This window comes from Actinokineospora sp. NBRC 105648 (assembly GCF_030269645.1).
GTDB lineage: Bacteria > Actinomycetota > Actinomycetes > Mycobacteriales > Pseudonocardiaceae > Actinokineospora.
Map to the genome: position 1 here is coordinate 1 of NZ_BSTR01000058.1, position 12,702 is coordinate 12,702.

8 protein-coding genes and 1 pseudogene are annotated in these 12,702 nt (G+C 72.2%); 4 read left to right on the top strand and 5 right to left on the bottom strand.

All coding sequences use genetic code 11. From position 1 onward, the window contains the following. Positions 1-388: 388 nt before the first annotated feature. The 4 genes and pseudogenes from QSK30_RS32060 to QSK30_RS32075 all read left to right on the top strand — a co-directional run. Positions 389-1,147 (top strand): annotated as a pseudogene (locus tag QSK30_RS32060) (dolichyl-phosphate beta-glucosyltransferase); the annotation flags it as partial. 63 nt (positions 1,148-1,210) lie between these two features. After that, positions 1,211-3,274, top strand: coding sequence for a glycosyltransferase family 39 protein (locus tag QSK30_RS32065; protein WP_285508686.1), 2,064 nt, complete (start codon positions 1,211-1,213; stop codon positions 3,272-3,274). A 285-nt stretch (positions 3,275-3,559) separates the two neighbouring features. Next, the gene (locus QSK30_RS32070; RefSeq protein WP_285508688.1) at positions 3,560-4,264 is read left to right on the top strand and encodes a Crp/Fnr family transcriptional regulator; all 705 of its coding nucleotides are present in this window, start codon (positions 3,560-3,562) and stop codon (positions 4,262-4,264) included. Positions 4,265-4,857: 593 nt separating this feature from the next. Next, positions 4,858-5,838, top strand: a complete 981-nt coding sequence (locus QSK30_RS32075) for a hypothetical protein (protein ID WP_285508689.1) — start codon at positions 4,858-4,860, stop codon at positions 5,836-5,838. A 237-nt stretch (positions 5,839-6,075) separates the two neighbouring features. Here QSK30_RS32075 and QSK30_RS32080 read toward each other — a convergent pair whose 3' ends face one another. The 5 genes from QSK30_RS32080 to QSK30_RS32100 form a co-directional block, all read right to left on the bottom strand. Continuing rightward, positions 6,076-7,194: a glycosyltransferase gene (locus QSK30_RS32080; protein ID WP_285508690.1), complete on the bottom strand. Its 1,119-nt coding sequence runs from the start codon at positions 7,192-7,194 to the stop codon at positions 6,076-6,078. A gap of 187 nt (positions 7,195-7,381) precedes the next feature. Next, positions 7,382-8,536 (bottom strand): glycosyltransferase, encoded by a 1,155-nt coding sequence (locus QSK30_RS32085; RefSeq protein WP_285508692.1) that lies wholly within the window; start codon positions 8,534-8,536, stop codon positions 7,382-7,384. Positions 8,537-8,618: 82 nt separating this feature from the next. Further along, positions 8,619-9,200 carry an isopentenyl-diphosphate Delta-isomerase gene (gene idi / locus QSK30_RS32090; protein WP_285508694.1) on the bottom strand — a complete coding sequence of 194 codons (582 nt, stop codon included), beginning with the start codon at positions 9,198-9,200 and terminating at the stop codon, positions 8,619-8,621. A gap of 58 nt (positions 9,201-9,258) precedes the next feature. Beyond that, the gene (gene argS / locus QSK30_RS32095; RefSeq protein WP_285508696.1) at positions 9,259-10,995 is read right to left on the bottom strand and encodes an arginine--tRNA ligase; all 1,737 of its coding nucleotides are present in this window, start codon (positions 10,993-10,995) and stop codon (positions 9,259-9,261) included. A gap of 57 nt (positions 10,996-11,052) precedes the next feature. Continuing rightward, positions 11,053-12,270, bottom strand: a complete 1,218-nt coding sequence (locus tag QSK30_RS32100; protein WP_285508698.1) for a lipase family protein — start codon at positions 12,268-12,270, stop codon at positions 11,053-11,055. Positions 12,271-12,702: the final 432 nt, after the last annotated feature.

Consider the following 12,702-nt stretch of genomic DNA (forward strand, 5'->3'; position numbering starts at 1 on the left):
GCTTCGTGTGGGGCCCCTAGAGCACCGCGGTGGAGAGAAAAGGGCAGGTAAGGGCATCCCCACCCACGGCAAGTTTAGCGGCACTCTCCCCCCACACGAAGCGAGTCCACCAGATCGAGCATCCGTAATGGGACTTGCGTACCAGCGAGGTCGGCCTATCCGCTGCGGCTGGTGGTGGCGGGAGGAAGAGAAGGGAAGAGGGAAAGGGAGGGGTGTGAAAGGGAGGGAGGGAAGGGCGGAGGGAGGGGGCAGGGGAGGAGGGCGAGTTCTGGTTCTTGCCTCATGTCGTTCTGCGTGTCCCGTAGGTCACATCACGGGTCGCTGACGCACAGCCGCTGCAAAGGGAAGGCACAACGGGCGCTCAGCGCCGAGGCCGACTGTTGTGCCCATGACAGCGACACTGCTCACGACGGACCGGCCCGTGGCCGGTGCGGTCGATCTCGGGTCGGGCGAGGTGCTGCTCGACGTGGTTGTTCCCGTGTACAACGAGGAAGACGATCTGGAGACCTGCGTTCGGACGCTGCGCGCGTACCTCGCGGTCTCGGTTCCCTACCGGTTCCGGATCACCGTGGCTGACAACGCCTCCACCGACGCCACCCCGCAGATCGCTCGGCGGTTGGCCGCCGAGTTGCCCGAGGTCGAGGTGGTGCGGTTGGCCGAGAAAGGCCGTGGTCGGGCCCTCAAGACCGTGTGGTTGGCCTCGGATGCCGCCGTGTTGGCCTACATGGATGTCGACTTGTCCACCGATCTCTCCGCGCTGGACGTGCTCGTTGCGCCGCTGTTGTCCGGGCACTCGGACCTGGCCATCGGTTCGCGGCTGGCTCGGGGGGCGCGGGTTGTGCGTGGGGCCAAGCGCGGGTTCATCTCCCGCTGCTACAACCTGATCCTCCGCACTGTCCTCAAAGCGCGGTTCTCGGACGCGCAGTGCGGGTTCAAGGCGATTCGGGCTGATGCGGCGCAGGCGTTGTTGCCGCTGGTCGAGGACACGGCCTGGTTCTTCGACACCGAACTGCTCGTGCTGGCCCAGCGGTGCGGGCTGCGCACCTACGAGGTCCCGGTCGACTGGATCGATGACCCTGATTCCTCTGTGGACATCGTGGCCACGGCGATCGCCGATCTGCGTGGTGTCGCTCGGATGCGTCGCTCCGCCTCCCGCAAGGCGGCCGTTCGGCCGCGTTCCCTGCCCGTTGCCGCCTGAGGAGAGACCGCTATGACCACCCTGCTTTCCGCTCCGCCCAAGCATTCCGCCGACCAGCCGATGGCGACGCCGCCCGTTGGCCGTGTTCGCAGGCTGGTGCGTGGTCCGCTTGACCAGCCCGCGTTCGTCCGGCCTGCCGCGATGGCGTTGCTCGTCGCGACTGCGGTGCTCTACCTGTGGGATCTCACCGCTTCCGGCTTCGGCAACGGTTTCTACGCCGCCGCCGTGCAGGCCGGGACGCAGAGTTGGAAGGCGTGGCTCTTCGGTTCGCTCGACGCGGGTAACGCGATAACGGTGGACAAACCACCAGGCGCGCTGTGGGTGGCGACGGCGTTCGCGCGGGTGTTCGGGTTCTCCAGTTTCACCGTGTTGGCACCGCAGGCGTTGATGGGGGTGGCCTCGGTCGGACTCCTGTACGCGACCGTCAAGCGCACCAACGGGCCGGTGGCCGGGTTGATCGCCGGGGCGGCGCTCGCACTGACACCGGTGGCGGTGCTCATGTTCCGCTTCAACAACCCGGACGCCTTGCTGGTGTTGCTCTTGGTCGCCGCCGCGTACTGCGTGGTGCGAGCACTGGACAAGCCGAAGTGGCTGATGCTGGCCGGTGCGCTGATCGGGTTCGCGTTCCTGACCAAGATGATGCAGGCGTTCCTGGTGCTGCCCGCGTTCGCGCTGGTCTACCTGGTCGCCGGTCCGACCGGCGTGGGCAAGCGCGTGCTGCACCTGCTCGGCGCGCTGGCGACGATGGTCGTCTCCGCCGGGTGGTACGTGGCGCTGGTCGAGCTGTGGCCCGCCGACAGCAGGCCGTACATCGGCGGCTCGACGAACAACAGCCTGCTGGAGCTGGCCCTGGGCTACAACGGCCTGGGCCGCGTCCTCGGCGGTGACGGCAACGGCGGCGGCGGGGACGGGTCCACCGGTTTCGGTGGCTCGACCGGGATCACCCGCATGTTCAACTCCGCGTTCGGCGGTGAGATCTCCTGGTTGTTGCCCGCCGCGTTGATCGCCCTGGTCGCCGGGCTGTGGTTCACCCGTCGGGCGCCGCGCACTGACCGGACCCGTGCGTCGCTGCTGCTCTGGGGCGGCTGGCTGCTGGTGACCGGCCTGGTCTTCAGCTACATGGGCGGTACGACCCACCCGTACTACGCGGTGGCCATGGCGCCCGCGCTCGCCGCGCTGGTGGCCATCGGCGGGCGGGAGCTGTGGCGGGGCCGCGCGCTGTTCGCGCCCCGGGCGGCCCTGGCGACGATGGTGGCGGCGACCGCGACCTGGGACTACGTCCTGCTCGCCCGCTCCGCGGACTTCCTGCCCTGGCTGAAGTTCGTCATCGGTGCCCTCGGCATCGGCGTGACGACGGTGCTGCTGGTCGGCGCGCCGCAGGCCCGCAAGGCCTTGGCGGTCCTGGTGGCGGCGGCCGTGTTGGCCCTGGGCCTTGGCGGCACGGCGTGGGCGGTGAGCACGGCGGGCCAGGCCCACACCGGCTCGATCCCCACCTCCGGCCCCACGTCCAGCGCCATGGGCGGCGGCGGCCAACGCGGCGGCACCCCGCCGGCCGGCACCGGTGGTCCCGGCGGCACCCAGCCCGGCACCGGCACCGGCAGCGGAACTGACACCGGCACCGGCGCGACCGGCACCGATCCGACCAGCACCGGCGCCCCGGGCTCGGCGGACACCGGCTCGACCGGCACCGGCTCCACGGACACCGGCACCACCACCCGATCGGGTGGCATGGACGGTGGTTCGGCCAACAGCGAGTTGACCGCGCTGCTCTCCGGCAGCACCACCAAGTGGGCCGCCGCTGTCTCCGGCGCCCAGACCGCGGCGAGCCTGGAGTTGGCCACCGGCAAGGCCGTCATCGCCATCGGCGGCTGGAGCGGCACCGACGACGCGCCCACCCTGGCCCAGTTCCAGGCGGCCGTGGCCAACGGCGAGATCAGCTACTTCATCAGCGGCGGCGGCCAGGGCGGCGGCCCCGGTGGCGGGGGTTCCTCGACCACCGAGATCGCCACCTGGGTGCAGGCCAACTACACCGCCACCACCGTCGGCGGCTCCACGGTCTACGACCTGACCGGCTGAGCCACCCCCAGATCCCGCCCGGCGGCCCGCGCCTCCCCAGCGCGCCGCCGGGCGGTTTCGCGCGTGTGGACAGAAGGTGGTCAACCCGCCCGTGGGCACGGCACCGCGCGCGCGGACGGCTTACCGTCGGTGACGGCCGACCGCCGGTCGTCACCGAGGAAAAGGAGTTCCACCATGGAAACCGAACTACCCGGGCCGCCCGGGCGGCCGTGACCACCTGCCCCGGTGGCGTGCCGCCGTCGACCGGGCGATGATCATGCTCAGTCGACGGCGAGAGGGGTGGCCATGCGACTTCCGAGTGAGCTGGTGGCCGAGTCCCTGATGGCCTACCTGACCGAGGAAGACCGCGCGCACGTGGTCGGTCTGGGACCGCTGCGCACGTTCGCGCCCGGTGAGGTGCTGCTGCGCCAGGGGGACCCGACCGACCACGTGCTGCTCCTGCTGCACGGCTGGGTCCGGGTGTCGGCGACCGGCGCCGACGGGCAGGTCGTGCTGCTGGCCTTCCGGGGCCCCGGCGACGTCCTGGGCGACCTGGCCGCGCTGCACGACGGCTGGGTGCGGATGGCCAACGTGGACTCCCTCGACGAGGTGTCCGCGGTGTGGCTGCGCGCCGAGCAGTTCGGCAGGCTGATCGCGCAGCGCCCGGGGGTGGCGCTGGCGATGATCAAGCAGTTGGCCGCGCGGCTGCAGGAGGCCCAGCACGCCCGCGCCGACGTGGCCATGATGGACGTGACCAAGCGGGTGGCGGCCTACCTGCTCTGGCTCTCCAGCACCTACGGCTCCCGCACCGAGGCCGGTGTCGTGCTGAGCATGCCGTTCACCCAGCAGGACGTGGCGAACCGGGTCGGTGCCTCGCTGCGCGCGGTCGCCCGCGCCTTCGCCGTGCTGCGCGACCGCGGGATCGTGGTGAACACCCGCCGCCAGACCGTCATCGCCCGGCCCGCGGTGCTCCGCGCGTTCGTCGGCGACATGCCAAATGGCATGGTCTGAGCACGCCACACGTCATCGCCCCGGCCCGCTGGCCGGGGCATTCTTGTCTCGCGGGTCGGTGAATCTCCTGGAGGGGGGATCGAGATGAGAATGCTGATGACAGTGAGCTCGGTGGCGCGAATGGGATTCTGGCTCTTCGTCGCGGGCTTCGGTTCGGGCCTCGTGGTCGCCGGGCTGTAGCGAGCGGAATCCATTCTCGCTTGGCCGGTACCGCCACACGAAGGAAAAACCATCAGGCGCGGGGCTCGACCCTGCGCCGGAACAGGGAGGAGGTGGTCGCCGTGGAGAGTCACTCGATCATGGCCTGGGTGCTGAGCACCCTCGCGCTGCTGCTGGTCTGAGGGGTGGCGGACCCGGTGGGCGCCGGGTCCAGCCGATTACCTTCGCGGTCACCACATTACCCCGGTGGCCAACTGGAGAAAAATGTGGGGGTGTGACCGGTGGCCCGCGGGAGAATCCGCGGGCCACCCGTCGCCGCGCGCATTCACGGATCGGGTTGTCCACGATCTGTCCATTGATGCGCGGTCCGAACCGGCCTGTCCCTGGTAACGGGTGGGGCCGTTCTGCGATGCTGGGAATCGGAGGAGGAATCCATGACGAAGGTGGTGGGTGTGCAGATCGCCGACGTGGTCAGCGAGCTCAAGGAGATCCGGCGCGGTCGCGGGGTGCGCTCCGACGACCTGCACACCCGGGTCGGCGGCGCGCTGCGGATGGCCTGCGGGATCACCGGCATGGACGACCCGGCCCTGGTGCGGCGCAAGCTGGTGCTGCAGCTGACGCACCTGAGCGCCCGGCTGCCCACCGACCTGCAGACCGCCGCGCTGGCCGCGCTCGGGCTGCACAAGGAGGCCGACGGCGGCTTCCTCGACCAGCGCATCGACTGGCTGGCCACCCGCTTCGACCGCGACCCGCGCACCGCCCGCAGGCGGGTGGACAGCGCCTTCCAGCTGCTCGCCGAGCTGCTCTACGACGTGGGCATGCGCGACCGCAAGGCGGGCTCGTACTCCCCGGACGGCTGGTACGTCGAGTCGCTGCACGCCGCGCTGCGGCTGGACCTGGACACCCCGACGCTGACCGAGCAGCGCCAGATCGTGGCCGCGGTCGACGAGCTCGACGAGCTGGTGCTGTCCCTGAGCGCCCCGCGCGACCAGGCGATGCCCGAGGGCCAGGTGATCCGCGCGGAGATCGCCTACGGCGGCGAGATCGTCGAGGAGCAGCGGGTCTCCTCCAGCCACACCCGGTTCATCGTGCGGCTGCCCAGCCCGCTGAGCCTGGGGCAGCGGCACGACTACAGCATCAAGTTCACCTCGTACCCGCGGTCGTGGATGCGGCCGTACTACGTGTTCACCCCGCTGCGCCGGTGCGAGGACTTCTCGGTGCGGGTGCGCTTCGACCCGGCGAACCCGCCGACCCAGGTGTGGCGGATCAGCGGGCTGCCCGCCAAGGCGTTCGAGGACTTCGTCCCGGGCGAGGAGCAGCTGAAGATCGACCGGGTGGGTGACATCGCCCTGGAGTTCCACGACCTGCAGCAGGGCCTGAGCTACGGGTTGCAGTGGCGGGAACCGAACGGGTGATCCCGTCCGGGCCGGGCAGTCCCGCGTAGACGTCCACTGTGGACGATGAGTCGCCGCAGGACCGCCACCCAGGGCCGCGCGGTGTCGGCGGCGGGCGAGTCGGCACCGACCGGTGTCGCGCTGCCGGTGGACGTGCCGATCGCCGTGGCCGAGACCCAGGCCTCCGGTGACTTCGCGATCAAGGCCAGTGGCCAGTCCCCGGCCCCCACCGGCGACCGGTGGGGGCCGAACGGCGGTTCAGGCGAACTCGGGCAGCCGGGCGGCGACCGCCGCCGGGGCGGGCATCGCGGCGATCTCCTCGGCCAGGCCCCGCGCGGCGAGGGCGGTCGCCCGGTCGTCGAGCAGCGTGGCCGCCGCCCCGGTGATCGAACCGGCGGAGACCTCCTCGCGGGTCAGAGCCCGGCCCGCGCCGATCCCCACCACGGCGTCGGAGTTGGTGAACTGGTCGGCCCCCTGCGGCAGGAACAGCTGCGGCACACCGGCTGCCGCGGCGCCGAGCGTGGTGCCCGCGCCGCCGTGGTGGACCACCAGGTCGACCCGGGGGAGCAGGTCGGCCTGCGGCACCCACGACTGGACCGTGACCCGGTCCGGCAGCGGGCCCAGGCCCGCCGCGTCGACGGTCGGCCCGGTCGCGACCAGCACGTGCACGCCGGTGGCGGCCAGACCGTCGATGGCCGCGCGGAGCACGCCGGGGCTGCCGAAGGCCGTGCCCAGGGTCAGGTAGACCAGCGGTCTGCCGGTCAGCGGCAGCTCGCCCGGCTCGGAGAAGGCCACCGGGCGCAGCGGCAGCCGGTCGGCTGAACCGTCCAGGAAAGCCTTGTCCTGCAAGGAAGGCGGGAAGATGTCGAGGTAGACCTGCCCGGCGACGAGGCCGGGGGAGAACTCGTAGGGCGCGACGCCGTGCCGGGCCGCCACCTCGCTCAGGTCCGCGGGCCACCCCGCGCGGCCGAACCCGTGGCAGATCGACGGGATCCCGGCCGCCCGGGCGGCGATGTCGGCCCCGGCGTTGGCCGCGCCCCAGACGACCAGGTCCGGCCGGTGCCGGGCGAGCACCGGCGCCAGGTCGGTCGCGATGCCGTCGGGCAACCGGTCGCCGAACACGGCCGCGGCCAGCCGCCCGGCCTCCGCGCCGGTGAGCTCGGCGGGGTTGGGCCGGTGCCCGGCGGCCTCCACGAACGCCGTCCAGACCGGTGTCCCGGCCGACTCCGGCTCGAAGCCCAGGGTGGCTAGGGTGCGGTGGAAGCTCTCGTGCGTGGCGAAGACGACCTGGTGCCCGTGCGCCTTTGCCGCGATGGCGAGGGGGAGCATGGGGTAGGTGTGACCGTGCGCGGCGAGGGAGCTGAAGAGGATCTTCACAAGATCCACCCTACGGTCGCGCGGGGCGTTCGACCGGCCGTGCTCAGATGGTGGTGGCGACTACCCGGCGGTCACGTCGCCGGGCGCGGGGTCCCCGGGTGACACGGCCACGATCTCCCTGCGGGACAGGCAGAAGGACCCCGGGTGGCAGGCGGGTGGATCCGCCAACCGCCCGGGGCCGATCGGTCTAGGCGAACTCCGGCAGCCGCTTGGCGACGTCCTCCGGCGTGGGCATGGTGGCGATGTCCGCGGCCAGCGCCGCCACCGCCTCCGCGACGTCGGTGTCGGTGAGCAGTGCCGTGGCGTTCTCGGTGATCCGCTCCGCCGTGGTGTCCGCGGGCAGCAGCTGCCTGCCCGCGTTGAACCCGGTCACCGCCTCGGCGTTGGTGAACTGGTCGGCCCCCTGCGGCAGGAACAGCTGCGGGACGCCCGCGCCCGCCGCCCCCAGCGTGGTGCCCGCGCCGCCGTGGTGGACGACCAGGTCCACGTGCGGGAGCAGGTCGGCCTGCGGCACCCAGGACTCGATGGTCACGTTCGCGGGCGGCTCGCCCAGCGCGGCGACGTCGACCGTGGGCCCCGCGGCCACCAGCACCCGGGCGCCGGTCGCGGCGAGCGCGTGGATGGCGGTGCGCAGCACCTCGACGCTGCCGAAGGAGGTGCCCAGGGTCAGGTAGACGATCGGCTCGCCCGGCTCGGTGACCCAGCCGGGCAGCTCACCCGGGTCGGCGAAGGCGACCGGGCGCAGCGGCACCCGCCGCGGCGCCGCGGTGGCCGCCGGGTCCTGGATCGAGAGTGGGTAGATGTCCAGGAGCGCGTCACCGCGGCCGCGGCCGTGCTCGACGTCGTAGTCGACCCCGGCGGCCTCGGCCAGCGGGACGATGTCGGCCAGCAGGGCGCTGAGCTGCCCGGCGGGCACGCCGCGGCCGATGCCGTGGCAGACCGCCGGGATCCCGGCGGCCTTGGCCGCGATCCCGGCGCCCGGGCAGGCCGACTCGTAGACGACCAGGTCCGGCGCCCGTTCGGCGAGCACCGGGCGCAGGTCGGCGATGAAGCTGCTGGGCAGGACCACGCCGAACACCCGGGAGATGATGCGCCGCATCTCCTCGGGCGAGCGGCTCTGCATCTCGGCCGGGCTGACCGGGCCGCCCGCGACCTCGACGAACGCGCCGCCGATGTCGCGCCCGGCGGCGACGGTGTCGAACCCCAGCCGGGCCAGCGTGGGGTGGAAGTTCTCGCCCGTGGCGTAGGTGATGCTGTGCCCCTGGGCCTTCGCGGCGACCGCCAGGGGGAGCAGGGGGTAGGTGTGACCGTGTGCGGGGATGCTGCTGAACAAGATCTTCACGAAACCCACCGTAGAGAGAAACGGTGCGCCGCCGCGCCGGAAATCGCCCAGTTCGGTGGTTGGTCCGAAAATGATCTCCGGGTCAGCGCGCGTCCGGCGGCAGGTCGGCCGGGTCGCCCAGCGGCCAGACGAGCGGGTCCGGGCCCAGCGCGGTCAGCTCGCGCAGCTGCAGCACGCACCACGGCGACACGGTGCGCGCCCCGGAGAGCGCGGCCGCGGTGAACTCCGCCCACGGCAGCCACTCCACCGCGTCCACCTCGTCCGGGTTGGGCACCGGCTCGTCGTCGACCACGACCCGGTAGACCGGGCACATCTCGTTCTCCACCACGCCGTCCAACTCGGCCCGGTAGCGGAACCGCGGCAGGACCAGCTCCACCTTGTACGGTCCGGTCAGCCCCAGCTCGTCGGCGAGCCTGCGGGCCACGGCGTCCATCGGCGGCTCGCCGGGCGCGGGGTGCCCGCAGCACGAGTTCGTCCACACGCCGGGCCAGGTCTTCTTGTGCGCCGCGCGCCGGGTGAGCAGGAAGCGCCCGTCGCGGTCGAACACGTAGCTGGAGAACGCCAAGTGCAGCGGGGTGTCGGCGTGGTGGACGGTCGCCTTGTCGGCCAACCCGATGCCGTGGCCCGCCTCGTCCAGCAACCGCACCCGCTCGGAGATCGTCACCGGACCACTGTGCCGCCCGGCCCGCCCCGGGGCAAACCGGGGCGGGCCGGGCGGGCGGCTACAGCTCGTGCGGGGCGTCGATCCCGAGCAGGCCCAGCCCGAGGGTGAGCACGTCCGAGGTCACCCTGGTCAGCACCAGCCGCGAGGCGCGCACGGCCGGGTCGACGTCCGGCTTGAGGATCGGGCAGGTGTCGTAGAACGTGGTGAACACCGCGGCCAGCTCGTAGAGGTAGCCGCACAGCTTGTGCGGGGCGTAGGACTCGGTGGTCGCGGTCAGCGCCCCGGGCAGCTGCAGCAGCTTCAGCGCCAGCACGCGCTCGGCGGGCTCGGTGAACAGCACCTCGCCCGCGGGCTCCTGCTCGGCCTTGCGCAGCACCGAGTGCGCGCGCGCGTTGGCGTACTGCAGGTAGACCGACGTGTTGCCCTCGGTGGCCAGCATCCGCGCCCAGGTGAAGGTGTAGTCCTTCTCCCGGTCGTTGGACAGGTCGGCGTACTTCACCGCGCCGATGCCCACCGCCCGGGCCACCTCGGCCTGCTGCGCACTGTCCAAAGAGGACCGTTCGGCCACCGTCGCGGAGGCCTGCTCGACCGCCTCGGACAGCAGGTCGACCAGCTTCACCGAGGCGCCCGCCCGGGTGCGGATGGTCTTGCCGTCCTCGCCCAGGATGGTGCCGAACCCGATGTGCACGGCCGTCTGGTCCTCGGTCAGGTAGCCCGCCTGCCGGGACGCGGCGAAGACCATGTCGAAGTGCTGCGCCTGCGGGGTGCCGACCACGTAGAGCAGGTCGGTCATGCCGCGCTCGTCCACCCAGTAGCGGACGGTGGCCAGGTCGGTGCTCGCGTAGCCGTAGCCGCCGTCGGACTTGCGCACGATCAGCGGCAGCGGCTCGCCCTCGCGGTTGGTGAACCCGGGCGGGAACACGCACACCGCGCCGTCGCTGACCTGGGTGAGCCCCTTGCCCTCCAGGTCGGCGATGACCTCGTCGAGGTAGGGGTTGTAGAAGCTCTCGCCGTAGGTGTCCGCGGGGGTCAGCTCGACGCCGAGCAGCCCGTAGACCTTCTGGAAGTGCCGGGTGGACTCCTCGACCAGCACCCGCCACAGCGCCAGCGTCGGCTCGTCGCCGCCCTGCAGCGCCACCACCCGGGCCCTGGCCCGGTCGGCGAAGTCCGGGTCGGCGTCGAACTTCTTGCGGGCCTCCTGGTAGAAGCCGTTGAGGTCGTGGATCGAGTGCTCGCCCTCGGGGGTCCAGCCGTTGTCCAGCAGGTGCTCGATGAGCATGCCGAACGGGGTGCCCCAGTCGCCGAGGTGGTTGTGCGGGGTCACCTCGTGCCCGGCGAAGCGCAGCAGCCGCAGGATCGCGTCGCCGATGATCGACGAGCGCAGGTGCCCGATGTGCATCTCCTTGGCCACGTTCGGGCTGGAGTAGTCCAGCGCGAACCGGCGCGGGGCGCTCACCGCGGGCACGCCGAGCCGGTCGTCGCCGAGCAGCTCGGCCGCGCGCCCGCGCAGCCAGTCGTCGCGCAGCCGCAGGTTGATGAAGCCGGGCCCGGCGATCTCCGGGGTCTCCAGCATGTCCGCGGCGTCGAGGTTGGCCACAATGGCCTCGGCCACCTCGCGCGGCTTGCGCCCGAGCTTCTTGGCCAGGCTCATCGCCGCGTTGCACTGGTAGTCGGCACCCTCGCGGGTGGACGGTCGGATGACGGCCTCCGCCGGGGTGACCACCAGGTCCAGCCCGCGGCGCAGCGCCTCGGCCACCCGCGTGCCCAGTTCGAGTCCGACATCTCCGTGCGCCACCCTGGCACCTCCTCGTGTTGACGAGTCGAGTATTCCAGGGGGCGCACGGAGCGTGACTCAGCAGGTGGAGCGCTGGGCCCTCCCGGCGAACCGCGCCTCGAGGAAGGCGAACTCCTCGGGGAACGCCGCGACCGCGCCGCCGACGTGCGTCGGGGCCAGGTTCGTGGAGAACTTCACGTTCGCCCCCTTGGCGCACCAGCGCTGCACCAGCCCCTTGCCCACGCCGTAGGGGATCACGTCGTCGAGCAGCGAGTGGGTCACCAGGACCGGCGCGGTGGGCTTGGCGTTCCCGATGAGCTGTTCGGTCACGATCGTCCGGAACGGCTCCTGGCCGAGCAGCTGGTCGATCGGGCGACCGTCCGCGGTGAACGACCTCGTCTGGGCGAAGGCGAACCTGGGGATCGAGTCGAACAGGCACTGTCCCTTGACCTCGGCCAGGAACTGCTTGCCCTTGGCGTTGAGGTACGGGCCGACGTCGATGCCGTACGCGGCCTCCAGCCCGGCCACCGCGTACCCGACGAACGCCGCGTACAGACCACCGTCGAGGGACTTGCCCACCGCGGCCAGGTCGGCGGGCACCGCGCCCGCGGCCACCCCCGCCAGCTTCAGCTCGGGGGCGTAGGTCGGGGCCAGCTCGGCCGCCGCCGCGGCCGCCCCGCCGCCCTGGGAGTAGCCGGCCACCGCGACCGGGCCGTGGTCGGGCAGGTTCGCCGCGGGCAGCCGCTGGGCGGCCCGGATGCCGTCGAGCACGGCGGTGCCCTGCACGACCCGCGACATGTACGTGTGCACGCCCGGGGTGCCCAGGCCCTGGTAGTCGGTGAGCACGACGGCCCAGCCCCGGGTCAGCAGGCCCGCGACGAACAGGCCCTCGTACTCGGTGCCCGCCGCCAGCTGCCGCGAGGGCGCGCACTGGTCGCCCAGGCCCTGGGTGCCCACCGCGTAGCCGATCACCGGGCGCTCGCCCGACCCGGTCCACGCCTTGCGCGGGGTGATCACCGTGCCGGTCACCGCGATGGCGGCGCCGGTGCGGTCGGTGGAGCGGTACATGATCCGGTTGACCGTCCCGTCGGCCCGGACGAGCTTGGTCGGGTCGATGAAGAAGTCGGCGGGTTGGGACCGGACGACGTCGCCGTTGGCGGCGGGCAGGGTCGCGGGCGGGGTGTAGAAGTCGCCCTCCTGGGCGCCCGCGCTGGGCACCGCGACGACGGCCGCGGTCAGCGCCGCCGCGACACCCGCGACCACCGCTGCCGAGCGCCGCCTTCGGTTGACTGGCATGTGTTCTCCTCCGACCTGGTGCACCTGTGAACCGGCGTGGAGGGGTGAAGTTACCGATAAGTAGATTCACGGTGCCGGCGGTTACAACCAGGTTTGTCCGCGATGACAGTCCCGGTCGCCGCGCGGGTGGCTCGGGTCTCTTGGCCCGGACGAGCCGCGGAGGCCGTCACCGGGTGACGGCCTCCGCGGAATGGGAGCCACCTGCAGGGGTCGGGGCTCCGTCGGTCGAGTCCTGGGCGAGCGGGTCCTGGGCGAGCGGGATAGGCGCGGTGGTGGCGTCGCCGCCACCACCGTCGCCACGTCCCCGGCCCGCGGGCCGCGCGGGGGTCGGCCACACCGTGCAGGGTGCCCGGGCTCCAGCCCTCGTCGAAGTTGGCCGGACGGTCGGGTGGCGTTCCCCTCGCGTGGAACGATGTCAGTATTTGTTAACCA

What these genes read in the sequence shown, in the direction of transcription:
- QSK30_RS32100 (WP_285508698.1), bottom strand. Translation starts at nt 12,270, where the DNA reads ATGCCAGTCAACCGAAGGCGGCGCTCGGCAGCGGTGGTCGCGGGTGTC.
- QSK30_RS32065 (WP_285508686.1), top strand. Translation starts at nt 1,211, where the DNA reads ATGACCACCCTGCTTTCCGCTCCGCCCAAGCATTCCGCCGACCAGCCG.
- QSK30_RS32075 (WP_285508689.1), top strand. Translation starts at nt 4,858, where the DNA reads ATGACGAAGGTGGTGGGTGTGCAGATCGCCGACGTGGTCAGCGAGCTC.
- QSK30_RS32070 (WP_285508688.1), top strand. Translation starts at nt 3,560, where the DNA reads ATGCGACTTCCGAGTGAGCTGGTGGCCGAGTCCCTGATGGCCTACCTG.